The sequence below is a fragment of the Halovenus rubra genome (genome assembly GCF_026586665.1).
Taxonomy (GTDB): Archaea; Halobacteriota; Halobacteria; order Halobacteriales; family Haloarculaceae; genus Halovenus; species Halovenus rubra.
Genome location: NZ_JAODIY010000041.1, coordinates 1 through 23,768, shown reverse-complemented (window position 1 = coordinate 23,768; position 23,768 = coordinate 1). Strand labels below are relative to the sequence as shown.

General features: G+C 54.8%; 24 protein-coding genes. 18 read left to right on the top strand and 6 right to left on the bottom strand.

Features of this window, described 5'->3' with window-relative positions; genetic code table 11:
• The first annotated feature begins 167 nt into the window (after window positions 1–167).
• The 14 genes from N5098_RS15630 (at window position 168) to N5098_RS15565 (ending at window position 14,781) form a co-directional block, all read left to right on the top strand.
• Window positions 168–1,178: an NADP-dependent oxidoreductase gene (locus N5098_RS15630; protein ID WP_267638797.1), complete on the top strand. Its 1,011-nt coding sequence runs from the start codon at window positions 168–170 to the stop codon at window positions 1,176–1,178.
• A gap of 400 nt (window positions 1,179–1,578) precedes the next feature.
• A complete protein-coding gene (locus N5098_RS15625; RefSeq protein ID WP_267638796.1) occupies window positions 1,579–2,043 on the top strand; it encodes a pyridoxamine 5'-phosphate oxidase family protein in 465 nt (154 codons plus the stop codon).
• A 123-nt stretch (window positions 2,044–2,166) separates the two neighbouring features.
• Window positions 2,167–4,515 (top strand): hydrogen gas-evolving membrane-bound hydrogenase subunit E, encoded by a 2,349-nt coding sequence (gene mbhE / locus N5098_RS15620; RefSeq protein ID WP_267638795.1) that lies wholly within the window; start codon window positions 2,167–2,169, stop codon window positions 4,513–4,515.
• A complete protein-coding gene (locus N5098_RS15615) occupies window positions 4,512–4,973 on the top strand; it encodes an MnhB domain-containing protein (RefSeq protein WP_267638794.1) in 462 nt (153 codons plus the stop codon). Before mbhE ends, N5098_RS15615 begins: the two co-directional genes overlap by 4 nt.
• On the top strand, window positions 4,970–5,314 hold the full coding sequence (locus N5098_RS15610; RefSeq protein ID WP_267638793.1) for a sodium:proton antiporter: 345 nt from the start codon (window positions 4,970–4,972) through the stop codon (window positions 5,312–5,314). The genes N5098_RS15615 and N5098_RS15610 overlap by 4 nt, the downstream gene beginning before the upstream one ends.
• Complete coding sequence (locus N5098_RS15605; protein WP_267638792.1) at window positions 5,311–6,921, top strand: complex I subunit 5 family protein; 1,611 nt, start codon at window positions 5,311–5,313, stop codon at window positions 6,919–6,921. Before N5098_RS15610 ends, N5098_RS15605 begins: the two co-directional genes overlap by 4 nt.
• Window positions 6,918–7,550: a Na+/H+ antiporter subunit E gene (locus N5098_RS15600; protein ID WP_267638791.1), complete on the top strand. Its 633-nt coding sequence runs from the start codon at window positions 6,918–6,920 to the stop codon at window positions 7,548–7,550. The genes N5098_RS15605 and N5098_RS15600 overlap by 4 nt, the downstream gene beginning before the upstream one ends.
• Window positions 7,543–7,836, top strand: coding sequence for an MrpF/PhaF family protein (locus N5098_RS15595; RefSeq protein ID WP_267638790.1), 294 nt, complete (start codon window positions 7,543–7,545; stop codon window positions 7,834–7,836). Before N5098_RS15600 ends, N5098_RS15595 begins: the two co-directional genes overlap by 8 nt.
• 36 nt (window positions 7,837–7,872) lie before the next feature.
• Entirely contained in the window at window positions 7,873–8,238 is a 366-nt protein-coding gene (gene mnhG, locus N5098_RS15590) for a monovalent cation/H(+) antiporter subunit G (RefSeq protein ID WP_267638789.1), read from the top strand.
• Between the two features lie 80 nt (window positions 8,239–8,318).
• Window positions 8,319–9,110, top strand: coding sequence for an SDR family oxidoreductase (locus N5098_RS15585; RefSeq protein ID WP_267638788.1), 792 nt, complete (start codon window positions 8,319–8,321; stop codon window positions 9,108–9,110).
• Between the two features lie 94 nt (window positions 9,111–9,204).
• Window positions 9,205–9,555, top strand: a complete 351-nt coding sequence (locus N5098_RS15580; RefSeq protein ID WP_267638787.1) for a cupin domain-containing protein — start codon at window positions 9,205–9,207, stop codon at window positions 9,553–9,555.
• A gap of 159 nt (window positions 9,556–9,714) precedes the next feature.
• Window positions 9,715–12,252, top strand: coding sequence for a DUF5059 domain-containing protein (locus N5098_RS15575; RefSeq protein ID WP_267638786.1), 2,538 nt, complete (start codon window positions 9,715–9,717; stop codon window positions 12,250–12,252).
• Window positions 12,253–12,371: 119 nt separating this feature from the next.
• Window positions 12,372–12,935: a response regulator gene (locus N5098_RS15570; protein WP_267638785.1), complete on the top strand. Its 564-nt coding sequence runs from the start codon at window positions 12,372–12,374 to the stop codon at window positions 12,933–12,935.
• 175 nt (window positions 12,936–13,110) lie between these two features.
• Window positions 13,111–14,781: a hypothetical protein gene (locus tag N5098_RS15565; RefSeq protein ID WP_267638784.1), complete on the top strand. Its 1,671-nt coding sequence runs from the start codon at window positions 13,111–13,113 to the stop codon at window positions 14,779–14,781.
• A 103-nt stretch (window positions 14,782–14,884) separates the two neighbouring features.
• Here N5098_RS15565 and glmU read toward each other — a convergent pair whose 3' ends face one another.
• Window positions 14,885–16,066, bottom strand: a complete 1,182-nt coding sequence (glmU, locus tag N5098_RS15560; protein ID WP_267638783.1) for a bifunctional sugar-1-phosphate nucleotidylyltransferase/acetyltransferase — start codon at window positions 16,064–16,066, stop codon at window positions 14,885–14,887.
• 189 nt (window positions 16,067–16,255) lie between these two features.
• On the opposite strand from glmU, the gene N5098_RS15555 reads away from it, so the two are divergent.
• Window positions 16,256–16,699, top strand: a complete 444-nt coding sequence (locus N5098_RS15555) for a DUF7382 domain-containing protein (RefSeq protein WP_267638782.1) — start codon at window positions 16,256–16,258, stop codon at window positions 16,697–16,699.
• An 18-nt stretch (window positions 16,700–16,717) separates the two neighbouring features.
• Here the strand turns inward: N5098_RS15555 and N5098_RS15550 are convergent, their stop codons facing one another.
• The 3 genes from N5098_RS15550 to N5098_RS15540 all read right to left on the bottom strand — a co-directional run bounded on the left by N5098_RS15550 (window position 16,718) and on the right by N5098_RS15540 (window position 18,780).
• Complete coding sequence (locus N5098_RS15550; RefSeq protein ID WP_267638781.1) at window positions 16,718–17,449, bottom strand: protein-L-isoaspartate O-methyltransferase family protein; 732 nt, start codon at window positions 17,447–17,449, stop codon at window positions 16,718–16,720.
• A gap of 61 nt (window positions 17,450–17,510) precedes the next feature.
• Window positions 17,511–18,131, bottom strand: coding sequence for a protein-L-isoaspartate(D-aspartate) O-methyltransferase (locus tag N5098_RS15545; RefSeq protein WP_267638780.1), 621 nt, complete (start codon window positions 18,129–18,131; stop codon window positions 17,511–17,513).
• A 1-nt stretch (window position 18,132) separates the two neighbouring features.
• Entirely contained in the window at window positions 18,133–18,780 is a 648-nt protein-coding gene (locus N5098_RS15540; protein ID WP_267638779.1) for an HVO_0476 family zinc finger protein, read from the bottom strand.
• An 87-nt stretch (window positions 18,781–18,867) separates the two neighbouring features.
• Here N5098_RS15540 and N5098_RS15535 point away from each other — a divergent pair, with 87 nt between their 5' ends.
• From N5098_RS15535 to N5098_RS15525, 3 genes are all read left to right on the top strand, one after another.
• Window positions 18,868–19,239 (top strand): hypothetical protein, encoded by a 372-nt coding sequence (locus N5098_RS15535; RefSeq protein ID WP_267638778.1) that lies wholly within the window; start codon window positions 18,868–18,870, stop codon window positions 19,237–19,239.
• A 74-nt stretch (window positions 19,240–19,313) separates the two neighbouring features.
• Entirely contained in the window at window positions 19,314–20,558 is a 1,245-nt protein-coding gene (gatD, locus tag N5098_RS15530; RefSeq protein ID WP_267638777.1) for a Glu-tRNA(Gln) amidotransferase subunit GatD, read from the top strand.
• A gap of 11 nt (window positions 20,559–20,569) precedes the next feature.
• Complete coding sequence (locus N5098_RS15525) at window positions 20,570–21,484, top strand: GNAT family N-acetyltransferase (protein WP_267638776.1); 915 nt, start codon at window positions 20,570–20,572, stop codon at window positions 21,482–21,484.
• Between the two features lies 1 nt (window position 21,485).
• Here N5098_RS15525 and N5098_RS15520 read toward each other — a convergent pair whose 3' ends face one another.
• On the bottom strand, window positions 21,486–22,640 hold the full coding sequence (locus tag N5098_RS15520) for a nicotinate phosphoribosyltransferase (RefSeq protein WP_267638775.1): 1,155 nt from the start codon (window positions 22,638–22,640) through the stop codon (window positions 21,486–21,488).
• Between the two features lie 65 nt (window positions 22,641–22,705).
• A complete protein-coding gene (locus tag N5098_RS15515; RefSeq protein ID WP_267638774.1) occupies window positions 22,706–23,677 on the bottom strand; it encodes an Hvo_1808 family surface protein in 972 nt (323 codons plus the stop codon).
• Window positions 23,678–23,768: the final 91 nt, after the last annotated feature.

Below are 23,768 nucleotides of genomic sequence, written 5' to 3'. Positions count from 1 at the left end.
GTTCCTTGACGAACTGCTCCAGCGATCGACCAAAACAGCAATGAGCTGTGACCTCTCAATTGAGAGCACCAGAGGCAAACTCTAGACCGCTTTGCGACGCGACCATCCTATTGTCACTCTTTCCTGTAAACAGTACAGTTTTCGGGACAGAGCTCGTTATCTCAAATATGCGAGAGACAAACCGCGAATGGGTGTTTGCTGAGCGACCTGATGGTGAGCCGGGAATGGACAGCTTTGCACTTGAAGAGCGGTCAGTTCCTGAGCCAAACCACGGCGAGGTGCTTGTCCGTGTACGATACCTCTCCGTTGACCCATACATGCGCGGTCGCATGCGGGATACCGAATCCTACGCTGAGCCGTGGGATGTTGGTGAGTCAATGAGCGGTGCAGTCGTGGGAGAAGTTATCGACAGCAAGAGTGAACGATACGAGACAGGAGATATTGTCACAGGAGAAGGTGCCTGGGCCGACTACGTTGTTCTTGGCGCTGATAGCGTTGCTCCCGTTGATCCGACTATTGCCGATCTGCCTGCGTATCTTGGTGCACTCGGAATGCCCGGGCGGACGGCGTACTTCGGGTTACTTGAGGTCGGTACCCCCAAGCCCGGCGAAACAGTCGCTGTCTCCGGTGCCGCCGGCGCAGTCGGCTCCGTTGTCGGCCAAATTGCGAAGCTAAACGGCTGTCGAGTTGTTGGCTTTGCTGGCTCCGATAAAAAGGTCAACTGGCTCACTGATGACCTCGGATTCGATGCTGCCATCAACTACAAGGACACTGATGACTATCGAGTTGCGCTTGAGGATGCTGCCCCCGACGGTGTGGATGTCTATTTCGACAACGTCGGCGGTCCGATTTCGGATGCGGTTTTCACGAAACTGAACCTTGATGCACGAGTCGCTGTCTGTGGTCAGATTGCTCATTATAACGACGAAAGCGTCCCGACAGGGCCACGAAAGCTCCCCCAACTCATCGCGACCCGCGCAAAAGTAGAGGGACTACTCGTCGGCGACTTCGCCAACCGGTTCGAAGAGGCGAGCACGCAACTCGCTACCTGGGTCGCGTCTGGTGACCTCAGCCACCGTGAAACGATTGTCGAAGGTCTCGATAACGCGCCGGACGCATTCCTCGGGTTGTTCTCTGGCGACAATATCGGAAAGCAGGTTGTCCGCGTGTCCGAGTAACTCAACGGCGGAGTTCGACAGAATGAACCTAGTATAAGAAATCGCGATGAACCGAATCTAGTCAGTGGCTGCTAAAGGAAAGTGAGTGCTATCTCAGTTATCACGGAAAATTGAGTGCTGGCCTAGTGTATTGAGATATCCAGCGTGAACCGCCTCGAGGTCAAGCCCCGAGGAACTCGGTCTGTTCCGCCTGTAGAATGAGATGTGACAGGGCCAAACAGTCATGTTGGAGGCAGTTGGGAACACTCTAATCGGGCGTTGAGTTGCTACGGAGAGAGCAAATTAACTGGCGGGAACTGTTGAGATGGGTTAGCGCCACAACCGCTCTAAACTAGGCCACTCGTTCCTAACATATGGGAATATACCGTCGAGTTTTTTGTATACTCAACGAAATTATCATATGACCATCAACGAGTTAAAACGGTACGGATTAGAAGAGATGCGCGAGGAGGAGATCGAGACCTTCCTCGAAACACAATCGTTCGGTGTTCTGGGCCTCCCCGGAAAACGGGCTCCATATCTCGTTCCACTTTCGTATGCCTTTGGCGGGAACTCATCGCTGTATTTCACCTACGTTCTTGGTGAAGAGAGTAAAAAAGAGCAGTTAACGGACAGTGCAGACCGCGCGCGATACCTCATTTATAACGCTGAGACAATGTTCAACTGGGAAAGTGTCCTGCTGGAAGGGACATTCAAGACGGTCCCACCAAGCGAGTGGGCCGACATTGCCGATGAGCTTGAAGGTGTGTGGCGGCCGGAGATATTCAAAACGGCGGGTACATCCCGGAATGTCAAAATCTTCGAGTTCGAAATTGTCGACTCGTCGGGAATAAAACACACACAGTTCCCTTCTGAACACAAGTGACACCCACCCCGTTGGCTCATGGTTGTCTTCTTTTGTTCTCCTGTCCAGTTACTTTGTGCGGCGTAATCTGTGAGGGGGTTCCGGACTGCTTAAGTTGAGTCTGTGTCTGAATGGTGATACTGGATGGAACCACAGATTTGGATTCTACTGGGGGCAGTTGGTCTCCCCTTTGTCGCGGCAGTGTTGACCCCGCTGTTGTACCGCGTTGTCGGGGAACGGGTTGGCTACTTTGGGGTGGCTGTCGCGGCTACGTCGTTCGGGCTAATTCTCACACAGGTCGGGAAAGAAGGGACAGTCTCTACCTCGTGGATTCCGTCGCTCGATATCGCAGTTCGGTTCCACGTCGATGGACTGGCACTCCTGTTTGCGCTGCTAGCCAGTGGCATCGGCATCTTGATTTTCACGTACGCGACGACGTACATGCACGGGAAGCCGGACCTCGGGCGGTTCTATATGGCACTCCTTGCGTTTATGGGATCAATCCTTGGCGTCGCGTTTGCAGCGGACCTTATCCTGTTGTTCCTGTTTTGGGAGCTCACAAGCGTCTGCTCGTTCGTGCTGATTGGCTACCACACTGACGAAGCCGAATCCCAGTATTCAGCCAGGATGGCGATGCTCATTACGGTCGGTGGCGGACTCTGCTTACTTCTGGGTGCGATCCTCCTCAGTATCGGGGCAGCGACAGCGGTAGACGGAGCGTTCAATCTTTCGACGATTCTCGAAAACAGGTCTACGGTGACCGAGACACTACAGTCAAACGGTCTCTTTACACCGACGTTGTTACTATTTGCGATCGCCACAGCAGCGAAGTCTGCGCAGGTACCGCTTTACTTTTGGCTCCCACGCGCGATGGTGGCACCGACACCAGTATCAGCGTTTCTCCATTCAGCGACCATGGTCAAGGTCGGCGTCTACGCGCTGGGGAGGGTTCGACCGCTGTTTCACGGTCCGGAGTGGACGCTGTTCGTGGCTTCAATGGGCATTGTGACGATGTTTGTCGGCGCTGTGCTCGCAGTTCTTGCTCGCGATATCAAGGAGTTACTCGCGTATTCGACAGCCAGTCATCTCGGGCTAATGGTGGCGGCGTTTGGGTTTGAATCACATTACGGTGCGGAGGCTGGCGTCTTTCATCTCCTTAATCACGCGCTGTTCAAGGCAGCGCTGTTCTTAGTCGCCGGCATCGTCGCTCACCAAGCGGGAACCAGGCATATCGACGAGCTTGGCGGACTCTGGCGTGAACTGCCGATAACCGCCGGTGTTACGGCTCTTGCGACGCTAAGCATGGCGGGAATCCCGCCGTTTGCTGGGTTCTACTCGAAAGAGATTATGTTCGAGGCGGCTTGGGAAACAGCGCAGGCAGGCGGTGGGCTGGCGTGGTTTTATCCAATAACCGCAGTCGTCGCGAGCATCTTCACGGTGCTGTATTCGTTGCGTTTTCTCTGGCTTTTTCTTGGGGACCGACCCGATGGAGTCGGAACGGTTTCACGAGCGCCTGCAATGCTCTCGATGCCGGCACTGGTCCTAGCTGGTGGCGTTGTCGTCGTGAGCGTAGCTCCTGACCTCGCCATTGACTTTATAATCGACGACGGGGCAAACGCAGCAGCTGTCGAAGAGGTTCATGTGCATGCCAAGCTTCCCACGCACGTCTCAGGTCCGGTTGCGATGAGCGCGATAGCGCTTTTTTCAGGTATCGCTATCTTCCCGTTCTATTCGAGACTGCAGGCAGGCCTCAACAGAGCCGATACTCTCACCGACCGGATTCATCCGACAACGCTGTACGATAAGTTCCTCAGTGATACAGTACGGATAAGCAGGAACGTTAGGTCGGCTGTTCATAACGGTCTCATTAGAACGTACGTCTGGTGGGTGCTTTTGACAGCCTGCGTACTTACCGGCCTTGGGTATGCGACCGCCGGGCTGGGACTGCCAGCACCTGCATTCGGAGAGACTCCGCTTACCATTGTGCTTGTTCTGGGCGTCGCTGTCGTCGCTGCGGTGGCTATCAGCACGACCGAAACCCACGTAACGGGTGTTCTGACGCTGGGAATCCTTGGATTCATGATTGCTATCTTCTACATCCTCGCAAGCGGTGCCGACCTCGCGTTGACACAGCTGGTTGTGGAGACGCTGTTGCTCATCATCTTCCTGCTTGTTCTCGAAGAGATGCCCGCGTTTTACAGCGATACTGATTGGTCCCGGATATCAAGAGATGCGGTACTCTCGCTGGTTGTGGGGACAACTACAACAATGTCGGTACTCTATACAGCACGAGACGAGAGCGATGGACTGACCCAAACTGCAAGATACTACAAAGACCATGCTGTGGAGGGTGGTGGCGGGTCGAACATCGTCAACGTAATTCTCACCGACTTCCGTGCATTCGATACGCTGGGCGAATCTATCGTCATTGTTATCGCAGCCCTCTCCGTACTGGTACTGCTAACGATGCGTGACAGGGGTGAGACACAATGACGACAGTTATGACGAGAACGACAGCCCGTGTCGTCGTTCCAATCATCCTCGTGGTAGCCATCTCGCTGTTTCTGCAAGGCCATAGCCACCCGGGCGGCGGATTTATCGGTGGTGTGTTGACCGTTGCTGCGTTTGCGCTTATTTACATTGCATACAACCTCGATTATCTCGAAGACGGCGTCCTCGGTCGCGAGGTCGAAAAGGAGGAGAGCATCGGCGAGCACCGGACTGTTGCAGCATACCGGCGACTGTTCATGTTCGGGCTCGTTGTCTTAGTTGCCAGTACGTTTTCGGGCATGCTTCTTGGGGACCCAGTCCTCTCACAGTATCACCGCTCCATCCATTTGCCGTTATTTGGCGAAATAGAGCTGGCGAGTGCACTTGTATTCGACGTCGGCATCTTCTGTATTGTCGTCGGTGGGCTGTTGACTGTCTTCTCGGTGGTGGGTGCTGAATGACGTTTGCCCTTGCTGTCACTGTTGGCGCGCTTTTTGCTCTTGGGACCTTTCTCCTGCTCCGGGACGACCTTGTCAAGGTCATCTGGGGGGTGACACTTATCTCTCAGGCAGCGAACGTCTATCTTATTACACTCGGCGGAGTCACTGAGGGAACAAGCAATTCAGTGCCGATTCTCGCCGACCATCACGAGCCGTTTCCGGTGACGACAGACCCTGTCGTTCAGGCGCTCGTGTTGACCGCAATCGTGATTAGCTTCGGGATGACGGCGTTTGCACTCGTGCTTTCGTACCGTGCGTATCAGGAGAACGAAACAATGGACGTAACGGAGTGGGACCAATGAACGATGTAATTGCGATTGCACCGATTCTGATGGCCTTTCTTACCGGGACAACAGCGCTTCTGGTTCGGAGCTTTCCCCGCCTCCAGCAGATTGTCAGTGTCGCCGGGACGCTCGGCTACGCGGTGACTGTCGCAACACTCGTTTGGCGGGTTGTGTTTGCTTCTGATGCCATGTCGATTGCGTATCAAGTCGGCGAGTGGAATGCGCCGTTTGGTATCACGCTTGTAGCCGATGGCCTGTCGGTGTTCATGCTCACGATAACTGCCGTCGTCGCCGTCTACGCAATCGTGTTTTCGGTCCGGTTCATCGACTACCGGAACCAGCGCGTGTACTATCATCCGCTGTTTCAGTTCCTGTTACTCGGCGCGACCGGCGCGTTTCTCACTGGTGACCTGTTCAATCTCTTTGTCTGGTTCGAAGTAATGCTCATGACGAGTTACGTCTTTGTTGCGTTCTACGGGAACTCCAGCCACACCGCTGCCGCGACGCGATATGTGGTTTTAAACATCATCGGCGGTGCATTCATGCTGCTTGGTGTCGGGGGTCTGTATGCGACCACCGGCACGCTGAACATGGCCGATATGGCGCGGACGGTATCAGCATCCGGCACAGAGATGGGGCCTGTAGTTGGGCTCTCTGCGCTTGTGTTGGTCACGTTTGCGCTGAAAGCCGGGCTGGTTCCCTTCCAGTTCTGGGTGCCATCCGCGTACAGAGCTGCACCGTTGCCGGTTGTCGCCATGTTCGCTGGTGCAACGAAGAAAGTGGGAATCTATGCAATCATTCGGCTCTATTTCACTGTTTTCGGTAATGCAACTCTTCCAACAACCGTCCCCGGTATTCCAAGCGACTCGCTGCTGGCATTTCTGGCACCGGTGATTCTGGTGATGGGGATGTCAAGTATCGTCGTTGGCGGATTCGGCGCACTCAGCTGTGATTCTCTTGACGGTCTGTTTGCCTATTCGAGTATCGGTCAGATTGGGTTTATCGCCGTTGCCATCGGTATCGCAGCGGCGACGACAGTGGCAGAATTACGCCACGTTGCACTCCTTGCAACACTCATCTTTGCTCTCCATCACGCACTTACGAAGGGACTATTGTTTCTTGCGACGGGCGTTATTCGCGACGCAGTGGGGACGACACAACTCGCCGATGTGGGTGGACTGGGCGAACGTTCGCCCGTGTTCGCCAGCGTCTTTCTCGTCGGTGGCCTCTCGCTTGTAGGGATTCCACCGCTTGCAGGGTTCTTTGGGAAATTCCTCATCTTTGATGCCGCCGGTAGACAGTTTGCCGCGCACGTAACTGGGGACACCTTCGGAGCCGCGAGTGCGGTCGTCGTGCTAATTGTGCTCTTGCTTGGTGCCGTGTTAACGATTCTATACTCAACACGTGCCTGGATGGGGACTTTCTGGGGACCACAGACTGATGTTATCAAGACAGGAACCGTCGACAGTATAGAGGTGCTAATACTGGGGACACTGGCTGTGCTCGTTATCTGCGTCGGCCTCGGGTTCGAACCAGTATATCAGTTTGCCGACACAGCTGCAGAGGCCGCAGTCGATACTGACGGATATGTCAAAACAGTCGAGTTCGGAGGTGAGGGCGCGTGAAGACTCACCGGTGGGTCGTGGCTGGCCTACTTTTTGCTACGATATGGCTGTTTGTCAACGGTCCTGCGTTGTCGTTGCAGTCCTTTGTGACGACATATCTCATTGGATTAGTCGTCGGCCTGCCGCTAGCGTTTGTGTTCCGACGACTGTACAAAGAAACAATCACGATTGAACGGTCACTCACTGCAATTCCGTATATCGTGCTCTACGTATTTGTCTTCAGTAAAGAGGTCCTCCGGGCAAATATCGACGTAGCTTACCGGGTTCTCATGCCGGGGCTTCCTCTAGAACCGCAAGTAATTCTTGTCCCATTGCGTGTCGAAAGTGACCTCGGCGTGACGACGATTGCAAACAGTATCACTATTACACCCGGGACGATAACCCTGGATCACGACCCGGACAGAAACGCACTCTACGTTCATGCTATTGACGGGCGTCACCCACAGGAACTCGTCGAACCGATTCGGCAATGGGAGGATTACGCGCTTGTGATATTTGACGAGGAACGAACTCCGGACGATCCCGCACCGGAGATTACCGTCCACCCGCCTGACCATCCGCCAGAACCAAAGACACTCGGCGAGGGCAACCAACAACACAGTGATAGCCAAGAGGAAATTGATGGTTGAACAGCTCGCACAGACAGTTATCGACGGGGCACTCATCGTCGTCGCAGTGCTCTGTCTCCTCAGTGGCTACCGTGTTATCCGAGGGCCGACAATCCCCGACCGGGTTGTTGGGTTGGACGCGATTGCAACCAACGTCATCGCTATTGCGATGTTGTTCGCACTGAAGACCGATAGGGGGCTGTTCGTCTCAGGAGCAATCGTGCTCGCTATCATCGGATTCCTTTCGACCATAACAGTGGCTAAATACATCACGGAAGGAGATATTATCACCCGGAGGGAAGAATGAATCAGACCCGTTTAACAACAGAAGGTGTTCGCTAGCATGGTCGACGTTCTGGCAGTCCGGAGTACCATGGTTATCGCGCTTGTTGTCATTGGCTGTTTTTTCCTGACAGTCGGAACCATCGGGTTGCTTCGGCTGCCAAACGTCTACAACCGGATGCATGCTACAAGCAAGCCGACCACGCTCGGGACGGCTGCCATCTTTCTCGCTGGGTTTGTCCAGTTTGGACCACAAGGAGCTGGGCTAACCTCGCTTGTCGGTATCGTCTTTCTGTTCTTGACCGTACCTACAGGTGCCCACATGATTGCTCGCGCTGCACAGAAGGTGGGCATTCCATTTCTGGGGAGTGTCACGTGGCCAACCGAGGACCAAGATGCAAACACTGTGAACTCAGAGAACGACTGACTCGGCTGGTTGCTTTCCTTTCGGCTGTCGCTGTCCGAAAGTCCCACAGTTATTTAGCCTGCTGCTGAGAGTCGACCGATATGGACCTTGATATAGCGGGCGACTCCGCACTGGTAACGGCATCGAGTAGTGGGCTTGGTAAGGCGTCGGCAACTGCGCTTGCCCGCGAAGGAGCAAATGTTGTTATCAATGGTCGTGACGAGGAGCGGCTGGCAAACGCACAGAAAGAACTCAGCGAGGTAGCAACGGGCGATGTTGTCACACAGCAAGGCGACCTCACGGTAAAGGAAGATATCGAGCTGCTGGTCGAGAGAACAGTCGATGAGTTTGGTGGTCTCGATCATCTGGTTACATCCGCCGGTGGGCCGCCAAGCGGGTCATTTCTGGAGACAACCGACGAAGACTGGTACGATGCGTTCGACCTGCTCGTCATGAGCGTCGTGCGTCTTGTACGCGAAGCGGAACCGGAACTTCGAAACGGCGATGGGGGCTCTATTGTGAACATTACCTCCCGAAGTGTCAAGGAAGCAATCGACTCGCTGGTACTCTCAAACTCCGTCCGAATGTCTGTCATCGGGCTCGAAAAGACGCTCTCGAAAGAACTCGCACCAGATATCCGTGTCAACGCAGTCCTCCCTGGCTCACACGAAACGACACGTATCGAAGACCTGACCGAATCAGCCGTCGAACGCGGTGAGTTTGACTCCTATGAGGAGGGGATGGAAGCACGTGGTGACTCTGTTCCAGTTGGTCGTATCGGCGAGCCGATGGAACTTGGAGACACAGTTGCGTTCCTCTGCTCTGACCGGGCTGGCTACATTAACGGGCAGTCCGTTGTCATCGACGGCGGTTCCGGGAACGCTAACCTGTAGTCGATTACTCGGTACACCGCGCGACAAGGATAGGTTGCTGTCAAGGCTGAGACTGACCACAACAAATAAGATGGCCGTTTTGGATGTTTGATTCGTGAAATCCATCGATTTTGCTGACGCTGAAACGTACGAACCCGAAGACGGATGGCGACGTGTCTCACTCGCGGGCAGTGACCAGTTCAGCTTCGAGTGGTTCGAGAAACCCGCGGGCCATAGCTCACCTATGCACGACCACGAAAACGAACAGGTCTGTCTCTGCCTCGGTGGGGAATTAACAGTCTACACCAACGACGGTGACTCGACGACGCTCAAACAGTACGACTCAGTGTGGCTTGATGCATGGGAGTCTCACCGCGTCGCAAATGAGAGCGAGGAGATGGCAATTGGCCTTGACGTGTTCGCACCCGGCCGCTCGTTCGACTTCTGGACAGAAAGCGACGGGTAGTCACGTCATTGAGTTACAAAATCAAAAACACCAGAGACGTGTTGACAGTTATTTCTGCCAACAGCCCCCAGCACCAAACTGTGCTTGGCTCGTGGGAGAGGTTGTTTAGGCCTGCCTAAAGTTCGAAAGTGACTTAAGCGTTTTAGGCAAGCCTAAAGTATGGAGCAGACAAGACGAAATTGGCTGCGATCAACTGGAGCAGTTCTAACAAGTGTCGCACTCGCTGGCTGTAGCAGCAGTGATGACGGTGATGACGGAGAGTCAGATGAACCGACCAAAGCGGAGACAGAGACGAAAACGGAGACACCGGGTGACGAGGAGTCCGGAGACATGGATAACGACCAGGATGAAGAGGAAACAGAAGACTCCTCATCGGAGCAACAGGAGCTTGCTGCTGTCGATATCGGCGTCGTTTCGGAGTGGAACGCAATCCGGACGCGACTGCGTGATGCGGTTATTCTTGGACACGCTGAGGAATACGCTGCTGGTGTAGGCGTTGTCGGAAACATTTTTGAGCGGTTCGAGACTGCCTCGGGTGAGTACAATGCCCACGAAATGCTTGAGGAGACAAGCAAAGAGCACTACGAAGGATTTGAGGAAGGACTTGGAAAGCTCAGTGAACAACTCGAAGCCGAGAATCTTGAAGGGACACATGAGGCAATGCACACAGCAGACAAACACCTTCGGCAGGCGCAGGCTTCGTTGACCAACAAGCCGACAGTCGGCAGGCTTTCGATGCTGGTGATGGCAACGCACGTCGAAGATGCTGCCATGTTGCTCCAAGTCGGTGATTACGACGACGCCGAGCACGAACTCTCCAAAATTGGCGACAAGTTCGAGGAGGCGTTTTACGATGCTATTGCGGCCGAGGATCAAGAAGCAGCGGATACTTTCGTCGAAGCAATGGACCGTGCTGCGGAGAACGCAGCATCCAACCCGGAAACAGCAACGGAAGCGGCTCACGAGGCATTCAATGCTGCGACACGAGGAATGCACGCCATCACCGACGACCGACTTGCTGGAGCCGGTCACATGGCCGCATTGCAGGCTCGTGGCTGGGATGGGACAGCGCTTGCCCGTCTCGAAGGTGTCTCTGCGTCCTATGCTCACGCGGCGGCACTGAACAACTATCGAGTTCACGCCCGGGATGCAGAACTGCTGTACGAAGAGGGTGAAAGCGAGGCCGCCGTCTCGCTTGTTGAGCACGCTTTCGAGCGGTTCGAAACCGCTCGCGCACACGACGCACTCGAAGAGGCCAACCACGACGCCTACGAAGCCTTTGAGGGAGGGCTTGACTCCCTTGCAACCGGAATTCAGGAGGGTGACGACGACGCTGTTTCGAACGCGGCTGGAACTGTCGAAGAAGCCATCAGAACAGGTATCACGGCACTAACTGGCGAAGATCAGACTGCGCTGCTCGAAGCGGGGTACATCAAGGCACGGCTCGAAGACGCCCACGAGCGCTATCAACTAGGCAGCACCCAACGGGCGACCGAAATCGCACAGAACGTGTTTGCAGACTTTGAGGCTGATGCTGGTGGGTTCCACGAAACACTCGAAGAAACTGACGAGGAACTGTACAATGCGTTCGAGCACGAGCATCTGGAAGGATTCATCGAAGCATCCCAAAACGGAGATGACGAAGCCGTCACAAGTCATATCACTGGCGTCCGCGAGAGTCTGTTGTCTTTCGAAACGGCGCTTGGTTCAGAAGCGACCGTCAGCGGTGTCGAAAGCAGCTACATCACCGCACGACTCCGCGACGCTGTGGTTCTCGACCATCTTGGTTCTACAGAGCGTGCACAGGAAGTCGCAACGACAGCGTTCCAGCACTTCGAAGCTGGCGCAGGTGGCTTCCACGAGGCCATCGAGGAGGCCGACCACGAGACATACGAATCCTTCGAAGAGTCTGTGACAACACTACAGGATTCACTCGGCGGCGACAGCTCTACGGAAGCACTGGGAACCGCGACAGACAATGCAGTCGGCGCGATTTATAGTATCGTGATGGCAACCAGTGGCGGGTCGAACTCCGCATCTTTCGTCAGCGATGTCTTCGCTCACTTCGAGAATGCCACAGCTCACGATATGCTCGAAGAGGCCGACCAAGAGGCATACGAATCCTTCGAGCGTTCGCTGGATGCGTACGTCGGTGCACTCGAAGCCGGAGAGGGTGCGCAGAAAGCAGCTACACAGTACGCTGATGCGTCACTCAAAGCACAGTTTGCCGTCGCCGGCGCATCCGACGATGCACCAGTTGAGGCACACGATGGAGACAGTGGCACTGACGACGAAGGTGGGAACGAGGACGAAAAAGAGACAGAACTCAAAGGTGGACCGAATGTCGTCGAAGGTGTCCCGGACGATGCCGATCACATCGTTGATATGACTGCAGTTGCCTTCGAACCCGAAGAAGTTACGATTTCACAGGGAGACACCGTTGCATGGACCCACGCCGGCGGTGAAGCCCATTCTGTCACGGCTTATGAGAGCGAGATTCCAACTGATGCCGACTACTGGGCATCGGGTGACTTTGCCTCTGAATCGGCCGCTCGGGACGGCTGGGAGAACGGTAAGGGTGCTGTCCAGTCCGGCGAGGCTTACGTGAAAACGTTCGAGACGACTGGGACTCACGAGTATCTCTGCATCCCACACGAGGCTGCAGGGATGGTCGGTTCTGTCATTGTTGAGAAATAGAATAACTTTGTCGTCTTTCGGTTTTCATATAGATTATCAATAACAAAATCGATTTTGGGATATTTGTTCCCAAAGCTTATTCTATTTCCGAGGCATAATCCATATAAGAGGTCCTCATAATGGCTGCTCCGTCTTCTGATGCGACTGTTCTCGTTGTTGACGACGAACAGGATGTGGCAGACGCGTACGCTGTTCAGTTACAGATTGATTATAACACGCAGACTGCCTACGGTGGCGAAGATGCCCTATCCAAGGTTGATGACAGTATTGATGTCGTCTTACTCGACAGGAGAATGCCCAACATCTCGGGGGACGAAGTACTTGAAACGATCCGGGCACGAAATATCGACTGCTCGGTTGTCATGGTTACGGCTGTTGACCCGGACTTCGATATCGTCGATATGTCGTTCAACGACTACATCTGCAAACCCGTTGATAACGACGAGCTTATCACTGCAATAGAGACACAGATAACCGCCACAAAGTACGGTGAGCGCCTCCGTGAGTATATGAACCTCTCTACAAAGCTCGAACTCCTCAAGGATGAAAAATCCGAAAGCGCGCTTCAGGGAAGCGACGAAATGAAGCAACTCGCTGAACGCGTCGAAAGGTTGGGGTCAGAGGTTGATGAGATGGTGGTCAGTTTTGAGGACTCTTCGAAGGCATTCCAAGACCTCGTCTAACGCATCATTGCGCCATTCATAGTTAGATTGGTACCAAGATACGTGCTGAGTAAACATTGTATCGCCCAGTGTCGAATCTCTAGCCGGGAAACAATTGCTGGCAGTTAAGTAGCCTCCTCAGATAGCTAGATGAAAGTATGTTACCAACAGATAAACAGCAAGTGGTGAAACGAAGATGAATCAGGTAAATAAGCGTCATCTCGCCACGCGTGGCCTTCTCTTTGCTGTTGCTCTTGTCCTCGTGTATCTTTTCCGTCCCCTCTTCCATCCGATATTCTACGATATGATTTATTCACCGGGTGCGTTTATTTTCTGGACAATTACACTTCTGTCCGTTACTTTTCTCTGGTTCCTGCCGCCGTTTGATGTGACTGACTCACGGACATCGTCAGCTTTGGCGGAGTTGTCTGAGGATACTGATAAAGACCAGATGAACTCATCGGCAGTTGTCAAACTTTCGCTTGTTGGCATCGTCGTGATAGTCGCACTGATTATCGCCGGTGTCTATGCTGTTCCAGCAAATGAGTTCGAAGAACGGACCTTAGCTCAGCAGACAATGAACGAGGGAGAGGCAATCGAATCCTTCCCAGAAATGAACGCAGATAACGCACGAATCGCGCCGAAGCCGGTTGCAGATACCCAGACCCGGGGCTCGGTTTCGTACCGACAGTACCGGCTCGGGACCAGCGACATCGCCCGCATGCCCGACGGCCGACTTGCATGGTCGTACCCGATACAGCCCGACGGGACTCGAAATATGCTCTTTGAGAACCAGCAGGGTGTTCTTCTGTCGGATATGACCAGCATGGAAGACCGCGAAATCAGCGCCTTCGATGATACGTCGTTTGAAATTGGCGAAGGAATGTTACTGCATCGGAACTCGGAATGGAACCTCCGTAAATCCGACTTCTGGGCGAAGTATCAGGACGACGCTATCGAATTTGTTCACGATGGCAAGCCTTACATGGCCTATCCCAAGACTGGTCACGAGTGGCATCTGACACCGATTCCACACACAACTCCGACTTGGGAAGGGGTCGCTCTCTTGCATCCTGACGGGACGATAGACCAACTCTCACCTGAAGAAGCTCAAGAGAGTGAGATACTCGATGGGCAGCGGCTTTACCCGCTATACAATGCGGAACGCAAAATGTCGTCGCTTGGCTACCGTGAAGGAATTATTAATCAGCTGGGGACCATCGGCTCGCACAAAGAGGAAGTCGAAATCGCCGATTTACCCAGCGGTGCCGGGAATCAACAGCCGTTCGTTATCGACCTTGAAGGCGAGCAGATGTCGTACGTGACCGCACTCGAACCGTACGGTGCGGACACGCGTGGGCTCGATGAGGTCTGGTTCATCAACTCACGCACCGGTCAGCCGACGTTCTTCGAGAGTAACAAACAGACACTATTAGGACCGGAACGAGCAATGGGTCTTGTCAGAAGTGAAGACTCTCGGACAGGCTGGGGAGACAACTTCTTTGTCGTCGAACCGATTCCCGTCATTGTCGACGATGAACTGTGGTGGCACTCCAAGGTCGTTCCGACAGATAACACTGATATCACACGGAATGTATTCGTCAACTCCGAGACCGAAGAAGCTATCGCGCTTACCTCGACTGAGACCGTCGAGCAATTCCTTGCTGGAGAAACTGTCGACCCGAACGAAACTGTTGAGACGGAACCTTCGGAGGACGAAAACATTGATTACTATATCGTCATTCAAGACGACGACGGAACCGTAATCGAGCGAATACCTGTTAAACCCGGTGAGGACCCGTCGGTGAACTTTGTCTCATCTGACGAGATAAAAGCCGGCGAGCAAAACGAGACCAGCACAGGATAACGAAACCGCCACGACGCCGTCATAGCTTGGGTGGTTTTGTCGACGACAGCGTACCATTTTCGTGTCTTGAGATTGATAGTTTGGGTCGATAGCTCCGGTTGCATTACCTGTCTCGATAGATACTCTCGCCGGGTTTTGTTACCGACCCGGGAGAGAGGACGACTCCCGCATTTAGCGACGTATTGATGCCCGTTTTCGTCTCATCACCAATAACAACGCCGAACTTGCGGCGGCCGGTCGATACGCTGTTTCCTTTGACCGTTATTTCGACTGGCTCATCGTCGTGTCGGAGGTTCGCGACGTTTGTGCCGGCTCCAAAGTTCACATCCCGTCCGAGGATGCTATCACCAACATATGAAAGGTGAGGGACACTCGTCCCCGCCATCAGAATACTGTTTTTGATTTCGACACTCTGCCCGACTTTGGTGTCAGGCCCAAGTAGCGTCTGGCCGCGGATATACGCGTTGGGACCAACGTGTGCGCCAGTCCGGATGAGTGCGGGACCCTCGACGACGACACCCGGTTCGATAGTCGCACCACTCTCGACGACAACGGCTCCCCGCAACTCCGCATCCTCGGCAACCTGTCCCTGGATACTGCGGTCGAGTTCCGACAGTTTCCACTCGTTGGCCGCGAGCAGTTCCCACGGACGGCCAACATCAAGCCATCGGTTTAGTTCGATAGCTGTCACGTCAGCGTCCTCGATAGTGTGGGCAACCACGTCGGTTAATTCGTACTCTCCACGGTCGGATTCGTCGACATCAAGCCAGTCGATTGCATCAGTAGGAAACACATAGGCACCGGCGTTGGCGAGGTTCGATGGGGGGTCTGCTGGTTTCTCGACAATGCCGGTAACGGAACTCCCGTCCGTCGAAAGCACGCCGTAGTTTTTTGGTGTATCGACCCGGATCGCAGCAATCGCTGGGCCTGCTTCGAACAGTGCCTCGATATCACTGGTGTCATACAGATTATCGCCGTTTAAAACTGCGAAGGGTCCGTCGAGATGGGGGCGTGCGGCTCTGACAGCGTCGGCCGTCCCGTTTTGTTGTTCCTGTCTGGCGAAGGTTACTGGCACACCTCTGTATTCTGCCCCGAAGAATCCACGTACTGCGTCGCTCTCATAGCCAACGACGACGATAAGTTCCGATGCGCCGGCGTCAACAGCCGCGTCGGCAGTGTGAGCAGCGAGCGGCCGAGTCCCAACAGGTAACATCGGTTTTGGTACCGAGTCTGTTAACGGCCGCATCCGAGTTCCCTGTCCTGCCGCGAGAATTACAGTCTGCATATTTCACCACTCACACGGCCCTGACTAAGTTGTACTGGAGCGGTAGGTTCCTGTATACACGTCAACAAGCGACAGTAGCAACTCGACAGAGAGAACTCTAAGACAACACGCGTGTGGCCACAGAAATGGCATCGATTCAGTGTCGTACCGTCCACGCATTTATATACAAATACGGAACCAGCACAGGGTATGACACGCAGAAAGCTGTACAGAGACAACCGTGCAATCGAAGGATTACCAATTCGACTTGTTATCGCACTTGTCGTAGGCGTCGCAAGCCTTGCTGTGATGATGAACGTCATTTCGGGACTGAATACCTTTGGGACGACGGAACTAGACACGAAGCCTGAGCCCGAAATTATCGAGGAGGAGACAACCGAGGTAAACGTAACCGTCCTCGACCCGGACGGACAGACTATCTCGAATGCGACTGTGATTGCAAAGAGCGATACAGCAACTCTCAAATCGACAACATACGCCAAGACAGGTCCGGATGGTGTCGCCACGCTCGAAATCGACCCGCAACTGAGACCGAATCAACGAGAAGGTACAGTCGAACTCGCTATCAGGCCGCCGGCAGGTGAGTACGTCGACGAGCAAGAAAACAACGACATACTGGTACTTCGACCCTAAACTGTGTGCGATGGGGGGTTAGTCCCAGTCAATCCAGTCGAGTTCCCAGCCGCGCTTGCGCTTTGCATCGCGTTGTGCGAACTCACGGTCCTCACGGTGCGTACGGTTGCGCTCGACTGTCCCTGTTTGTTCACCCTCGACGAGAAGGGGCGCGAACGCACAGGTTCCGTGCCGTTCGACAGTGCCATCGGCGTCGACAACAGTGAGTGACTGCTCGTGTGCGCCGTAGGGCATCACAAGAAATCCATCGTCGGTGAGTTGGTCGAGGAGCGCTTGTGGGGGGTTGGCAGCTGCAGCCTCGACAAGAATCCGATCATACGGAGCATACTCCGGGAACCCATCGGCTCCATCACGGCAGTCGACGAGGACTCCGTCATAGCCTGCTGCCGAGAGGTTTGACCGCGCCTCGTACACGAGCTTTCGGTTGATATCGATAGCCTGCACGTTTTGGCTTCCAACGATTTCTGCGGCCACCGCAGTCGTGTAGCCCACTCCTGTACCGACAACGAGAACCGAGTCGCTTTCGCTGGGGTCAAGTAACTCGAAGAGGCGACCAACGGTACTTGGAGCAAGTACCCGCGTTCCGAACTGTTCGAAGGCCTTGTCAGCATAGGCACCGCGGTCATCATCAAGAAACGTGTGTCGCGGAACATCCCGCATTGCCACGGAGAGGGCTTCACTCCGAACACAGCGTTTGCTCTCGTGTTCGAGGCTATCAACCATATCGTCTCTAAGCACCGCAGGCTCCATATCTGGGGGTTAGTGTCGAGCGTTAAGAGTTGTGTGCTCTCCGGCAAAACAGCTGAAACAGTTACTTGAACGGAACGAACCGAACCTGTCCGTGTCTCTCACGCTCTAGCTTGGTGCCAGATTTGTGTGCCGTCGTCAGCACCTGGGTTCTGTCTCCAAGCGGTCCCAAAATGAGACCACCGTCCCGCAGTTGCTCGATAAGGCAGTCCGGGAAACTGCTCGCGGCACAAGTCAGATAGATGCGGTCGTATGGTCCGTGCTCGGGCCACCCGTCGCGGCCATCACCGTGTCGAAGAGAAATCGCACTGTGACCACAGTGGTTGAGTGTCTTGCGGGCCTGTTTTGCAAGCCGCTCGTGGTACTCGATACTATAGGTGTGTTCTCCTCCAACAATGGTTGCCGTGACCGCCACATGGTATCCACACCCTGTTCCGATTTCGAGCACCGTATCGCCGGGCGATAAGTCGAGCAGGTCAGTCATAATTGCGACCATATGAGGCGCACTGATTGTCTGGCCTTCCCCGATTGGCAACGGCTTATCACTGTACGCGGCGGCCTGTTTCAATTCGGGAACGAACTCGTGGCGAGGAACGGAACGCAGAGCCATCTCTGTGCTCTCGCTGAGGTTCTCGCGGTCTGCGAGTCGGTCGATCAACGCATTCCGTTCCTCGTCGAACGTCATCTTACCAGGCGGACCAAGCAGACGTTGTCTCGTCCCGGACGTAGACCCGTTTGATATCCTTTGCGACGGCTGTATCTCCGTCGAGATCCAGCTTTTCGAACTCGTAGCCGGTAGCGTCGTCGCGGATAAGTATCCCTTCGACAGTAAACTCTTCACCGCCTAACTCGTCAGTGTCTCCGATGACAAATTCGTAATCGCCGGGGACCTGCAGGTCGAACCCTCTCGTTTCGTCGTGCTCTCCGGATTTCGGGTGGGAAGTCACACTGACTGCGACGTTTCCGACTGCACGGCCCCAGATTGTCCGTACTTCGTCAACGGGTGCCTCCTCGGTTCGCCCCGAATCACGTTCGAGGCTCGTAATGCGAACTGTCACTATCGCTTCTTCAGTTTCGAGGAGGAACTCTTCACCCACCGCGAGTTTCTCGCCAGCAGGCACCTCTACGGAGTCAGAGAAAGATTCCCCACCCTGCGATACCACAACTTTCCGTTGGAGGGTTTCCTCCTCAGGAAGTTCTTTTTTGTGTACGTGACTGCAGTCGATGCATCTGACGGTCGCGCGACCGCCCTCTGAAAGGACTTCGTGGACCGTCTCCCGGTTCGGCGAACACGCCGGACAAGGGAGTGCGACCCGTGCTGTCGTCTCGTCCATACAGGGGGTACACGATTCACCTATAAAAGGCGTGGGTACGAGAGCCGAAACCACGCGACTTAACTCTCCGAAACCGGATGTCAATGTATGACTGAGCAGCAGCCAGCGAACGAACCAACAGACCGTCCTGATGGGCGACCGCTCGAAGTGTATGAATGGGGTGGCGCTCTCGTGGCTGGACTCGGATTTCTCTTTACGCCACTTGTAACCGGATTACCGGCACTATACTGTACACTCAAGCTTCAAAAAGAGAAACCGCTTGCCGCCATTGGGATTGGTAGTACGTTGCTGGCGACGATTCTGTTTTGGGGCGCATTTCGGTTTGGTTCCGAGGCGACACAGCTAGTTACGACCGGCGAAATCGAGACCCAAGCAGTTGGTGGAATCGTTTTCAGTGGACTTGTTATTGTTCCACTCGTGGTAATGAATGTCATCATCCTCGTCCGGAACTGGCGCTGAGTGTGACGCTCGTTTTTTCCTGTTGACCGCGCGAGAAAGATGGTTTCAAGTCAGCGCCACCGGTAACGTGTGGTATGAATACCGGAGACCGGATACGCGCCGAGCGAAACGAAGAAAGCTATGAGGGAGTGGTGCTCCCGTCTTCGACGCCGGATACGCTTGTTCTCAAACTCGACAGCGGATACAATGTTGGTATCGACCGCGACGAGGCGACGACAACAGTTCTCGATGCAGACGCCTACGATGTTGACGGTGACAGCGGCGAAAGCCACCAGTCAGCCATTGAGTTCGACGATGATTTACCGACTATCTCGCTCATTTCGACGGGAGGGACAATTGCGTCCACTGTCGACTACCGAACCGGTGCGGTCACTGCACAGTTCGACGCCGAAGACATTCTCCGAGCAGTGCCGGACTTGGCTGGGATGGCCAACTATCGTGGCCGGGTTGTGGCGAACATTCTCTCGGAGAATATGCGCCCGGACGTGTGGCAAGAACTCGCCCATGCCGTCCACGAAGAAATTGACGCCGGTGCTGACGGTATTGTGGTCATGCACGGAACTGACACAATGCAGTTCACCGCAAGCGCACTCTCTTTTATGCTCGATACGCCTGTCCCAATTGTCTTCACGGGGAGTCAGCGTTCGGCTGACCGCCCGTCATCCGATAACGTGATGAACGCAGTCTGCTCGGTCGAGACAGCCCTGAGCGATTGCGCGGAGGTTCTGGTCTGCATGCACGCCGACGGCTCGGACGGACGGTGTGCACTCCATCGCGGAACACGTGTCCGGAAAAACCACACTTCGAGACGGGATGCGTTCCAGACAGTTGGCGCAAAGCCACTCGGTGAAGTTGAATACGAGAGCCGCGAAGTCTCGTTCCGGCGTGACCACGCGTCACGGGGCGACACCGACCTCGCTATCCGCCCCGACCTCGAAACCGATGTCGCGTTGCTGAAGTACACCCCTGGAATGGACCGCGACTTACTCGACCTTGCTGGTGAGAGCGAGGGACTCATCCTCGAAGGTACTGGGCTCGGCCACGTCCATTCAGACTGGATTTCCTCCCTTGGAGAGATGGTCAACGCAGGTACCGATATTGTAATGACGAGTCAGTGTCTGGAAGGGCGGGTCTGTGACCGGGTGTATGACACTGGGCGCGACCTGCTCGATGCGGGTGTCATCGAAGGAGAAGATATGCTTCCGGGAACGGCAAAAGTCAAGCTAATGTGGGCGTTGGCAAATGCTGACGACGTGGAAGCGATTATGCGACAACCCATTGCTGGCGAGATAACAGAGCGTTCAACCCCACGACAGTGACCATGTCGGAAATGGGTTCCGAGGATGCGTTCACTATCAGGGAGGCGACGCATGATGATTACGACGGTGTTAGAGCTATTGCTGCCGAAACATGGGGTGGTGATGACTATCTTACGGATGTCTATCACGACTGGCTTGATGGCGAAAATAAGCACACCCTTGTCGCGACAGTCGACGGCGAGGTCGCCGGAATCGCGCAGGTCGTCTTGCTTTCAGACCACGAGGCGTGGTGTCAAGGGTTACGAACTGCACCCGAACACCGGGGCAATGGCATCAGCGAGGCAATCACATACAATCTCTTTGACTGGGCACGCAACCAGGGTGCTGTCGTCTCAAGAGCAATGGTGTACTCGTGGAACCAGGCAGGACTTGGACAGTCACGAGCGACCGGTTACGACCCCGTTACCGAGTTTCGATGGGTCCGACCCGACCCAGAGGAGGGGTCAGTCCCGTCGACTATCTCCTACGACCCAGATGGCGCGTGGAGCTACTGGACGACCAGTGATGCTCGTGAGACGCTTTCGGGATTGAGTCTCTCGATGAACGAATCTTGGGCTGCCCAAGAGCTCACACCAGCGTTACTTCGTCGCGCTGCGGAGGAAACACGTGTTCTCACGCTTACTGACAACGAAGGCACGCACGGGTTTACCTACCGGTCACGGACCTTCGAGCGGGAGACAGATAATGGCGAGACTGAGCAGGTCGCAGAGTATGGTGTCGCTGCGTGGGATGATATCGAGACAGCACAAACACTGCTGAGGGCAATCAAGGCTGATGGTGCGGCCAGCGGTGCTGATAGTACGCGTGTTCTAATTCCAGAAACCGCGCAGTATGTCTCCGATGGCGCTGTCCTCAGAGCAAATATCGGTGACGAACCAGATTTCGTGATGGCTGCAGACCTGACTGCGAACTACCGCGACAACTGAGTTAGTTCGAGCCGGCTTCAAAACCGATTGCTTCAGCGTCAGCGGCCGCGCGTGCCGCCGCATCGTCGATACTAAATGTTCTAACGAGGTTCCCGTCTTCAACGAGTGGTCTCATCAGGGGGTCGCCGTCAACTGGGGGGTCAGCAGTTGCTGGTCGTATCTCGTGGCTGCCATCAGGTGTCCGGTAGACTGCTTTGTCACCGTCAAGTTTTCCACGCTTGGCTGCCGGTTCGCCGTCGACTTCGACAATATCGAGCGCAAAATCTAGCGGGTCAGCGTTGCTAATGTAGCTCCCAACGCCGAATCCGTCGGCCACTGTTCGAAGCTCTCGCATCGCCTCCGGGTCGATACCGCCGCTGGCGAAGATGCCGACATCCTCGTGGCCACGTTTGTCGAGCTTCCAGCGGAGCTCTTGAAGGATGTGCTCGAAATTACCACGACGCGACCCTGTTGTATCGATACGGACACTTTCGAGCTCATCAACGGCCTCCACTGCTCGTATCGTCTCTTCTACCTCGTCGCTGTACGTGTCACAGAGTGCGACCCGCGGGACATCCGGCTCGGCGGCTTCGTCGAATGCCTGCCACGCAGCCTCCTGTTCGCCACGACCGAACGAGATAATAAGTGCGTGTGGCATTGTCCCACCGGCTTTGTGGTTGATGACTTCACCCGCAGCAACATTCGAGATACCGTCGAGGCCACCGACCAGCGCACATCGTTCAAGCATCGCAGCAATCGAGGGATGGACGTGACGGCTTCCAAAGCTCAGGACCTCTGCGTTGGGCGCTGCACGTCTCGTTTCCAACGCTGCCGTAGCCATCCCGGTTGCGTGAGACAGAAATCCAAGCAGGGCGGTTTCGAGACGACAAAATTCGAGGTACTGACCCTCGATTCGCATGACCGGACCGCCGTCAAACAGTTGTCCTTCCCTCAATGCATGGACTGTTAGGTCGCGTCCTTCGAATAACTGTGCTGTGTCCTTAATTCCAGCCAGAACATGCCAGTCACCAGTCGAAAACTGCGATGCTGTCACCTCAGCGACTACCTCGGGGTTACGCTCTGCGTGTGCAAGTGCCTCAACCGTCCGGTCGAAGTACGCATCAGTGGCATTTCCCGAAGCAATCGCCTCCGATGGCACGATATCGAACTCAGTCATACGCACGAATTTGGCGGCGACGACGAAAAGATTGTTACTTGCACAGCGAGAAGCTGGGTTTCCTGTCAGTTGTCGATACTGTATATCTCGTCGAGTGACTCCATAGCAGGGCCGTGGACGATAGTGACAGTTGTCCCCTCAGTTCGAACGTCGAACGCACCCGAGAACGTGCCCTCAGGAATGACGAACTGGCGCTTTCCTCGTTCAACTGCGCCGTGTTCGGTGAGAAGCTCACGATAGGCGTCGTAGAACGCCAGTGCATCCTTCGAGGTCTCCCATTCGAGTTGCCAGACGTATCCCGACTTGCCGTCGTTGTTCCGATACGGGACAAGCTCGTCGCCAGTCCACCCCGCAGAGACAGGGTGAGCGTAACTTGAGGACTCGTCGGAGCTGATAATCCCATTGTGTCGGAGCATAACGTTGACAGCGGCTTCACCGACTGTTTCACGGGTTGGGGCGTGGGACAGAATGTCCCACTGTTCAGTCGAGCGGTCGGCGACGCTGACGTTTGTGGGCGTTTCATCGGGATATTGCTCCGGGTGAATAATCTGTGCGGTGCTCTCAGGGTAGTTCGAATGTGCGTCATCTATGCCTTCCCAACCATCATTACTCATGATGTACTCGATGAATGCGGGTCCGTCCTCGTAGGGCTGGAGGATAACTGAGAGAATTCCACGGTCAATATTTGACTGCCCGGCGCTCGATTGTGGCTGCTCGATACAGGACCACTCGCCGCTACAGCGGTCGAAATATCGGTCTGTCACCAGTGTTGCCTCACCCTCGATAAGTCCGTTTCTCGCCATCGATGGGTCCTGTCTGGCTGGAGTCCGACCCAGTCCGAACTGCTGGTCTTGAAGCGCGTGGACCAACTCATGAACCAATGTATCAGTGCTAACTGTTGGGCTTTTGTTCTCGGAGATAACAACAATCTCACCGTCAGACGACGAATAGTAACCCTGGACGGCATCACCTAACGTGTCGTCCATGACTGCCGTGACATCTCTGTTTTGCCCGACAATAAATTGGTCGCGTCGCAAAGCGGTCTAGAGTTTGCCTCTGGTGCTCTCAATTGAGAGGTCACAGCTCATTGCTGTTTTGGTCGATCGCTGGAGCAGTTCGTCAAGGAAC

Coding starts and splice junctions, on each gene's coding strand:
- N5098_RS15525 (WP_267638776.1), top strand. CDS start 20,570: ATGGGTTCCGAGGATGCGTTCACTATCAGGGAGGCGACGCATGATGAT.
- N5098_RS15605 (WP_267638792.1), top strand. CDS start 5,311: ATGAACGATGTAATTGCGATTGCACCGATTCTGATGGCCTTTCTTACC.
- N5098_RS15520 (WP_267638775.1), bottom strand. CDS start 22,640: ATGACTGAGTTCGATATCGTGCCATCGGAGGCGATTGCTTCGGGAAAT.
- N5098_RS15565 (WP_267638784.1), top strand. CDS start 13,111: ATGAATCAGGTAAATAAGCGTCATCTCGCCACGCGTGGCCTTCTCTTT.
- N5098_RS15615 (WP_267638794.1), top strand. CDS start 4,512: ATGACGACAGTTATGACGAGAACGACAGCCCGTGTCGTCGTTCCAATC.
- N5098_RS15570 (WP_267638785.1), top strand. CDS start 12,372: ATGGCTGCTCCGTCTTCTGATGCGACTGTTCTCGTTGTTGACGACGAA.
- N5098_RS15630 (WP_267638797.1), top strand. CDS start 168: ATGCGAGAGACAAACCGCGAATGGGTGTTTGCTGAGCGACCTGATGGT.
- N5098_RS15550 (WP_267638781.1), bottom strand. CDS start 17,449: ATGGAGCCTGCGGTGCTTAGAGACGATATGGTTGATAGCCTCGAACAC.
- N5098_RS15555 (WP_267638782.1), top strand. CDS start 16,256: ATGACACGCAGAAAGCTGTACAGAGACAACCGTGCAATCGAAGGATTA.
- N5098_RS15625 (WP_267638796.1), top strand. CDS start 1,579: ATGACCATCAACGAGTTAAAACGGTACGGATTAGAAGAGATGCGCGAG.
- glmU (WP_267638783.1), bottom strand. CDS start 16,066: ATGCAGACTGTAATTCTCGCGGCAGGACAGGGAACTCGGATGCGGCCG.
- N5098_RS15595 (WP_267638790.1), top strand. CDS start 7,543: ATGGTTGAACAGCTCGCACAGACAGTTATCGACGGGGCACTCATCGTC.
- mbhE (WP_267638795.1), top strand. CDS start 2,167: ATGGAACCACAGATTTGGATTCTACTGGGGGCAGTTGGTCTCCCCTTT.
- N5098_RS15545 (WP_267638780.1), bottom strand. CDS start 18,131: ATGACGTTCGACGAGGAACGGAATGCGTTGATCGACCGACTCGCAGAC.
- gatD (WP_267638777.1), top strand. CDS start 19,314: ATGAATACCGGAGACCGGATACGCGCCGAGCGAAACGAAGAAAGCTAT.
- mnhG (WP_267638789.1), top strand. CDS start 7,873: ATGGTCGACGTTCTGGCAGTCCGGAGTACCATGGTTATCGCGCTTGTT.
- N5098_RS15535 (WP_267638778.1), top strand. CDS start 18,868: ATGACTGAGCAGCAGCCAGCGAACGAACCAACAGACCGTCCTGATGGG.
- N5098_RS15610 (WP_267638793.1), top strand. CDS start 4,970: ATGACGTTTGCCCTTGCTGTCACTGTTGGCGCGCTTTTTGCTCTTGGG.
- N5098_RS15540 (WP_267638779.1), bottom strand. CDS start 18,780: ATGGACGAGACGACAGCACGGGTCGCACTCCCTTGTCCGGCGTGTTCG.
- N5098_RS15575 (WP_267638786.1), top strand. CDS start 9,715: ATGGAGCAGACAAGACGAAATTGGCTGCGATCAACTGGAGCAGTTCTA.
- N5098_RS15585 (WP_267638788.1), top strand. CDS start 8,319: ATGGACCTTGATATAGCGGGCGACTCCGCACTGGTAACGGCATCGAGT.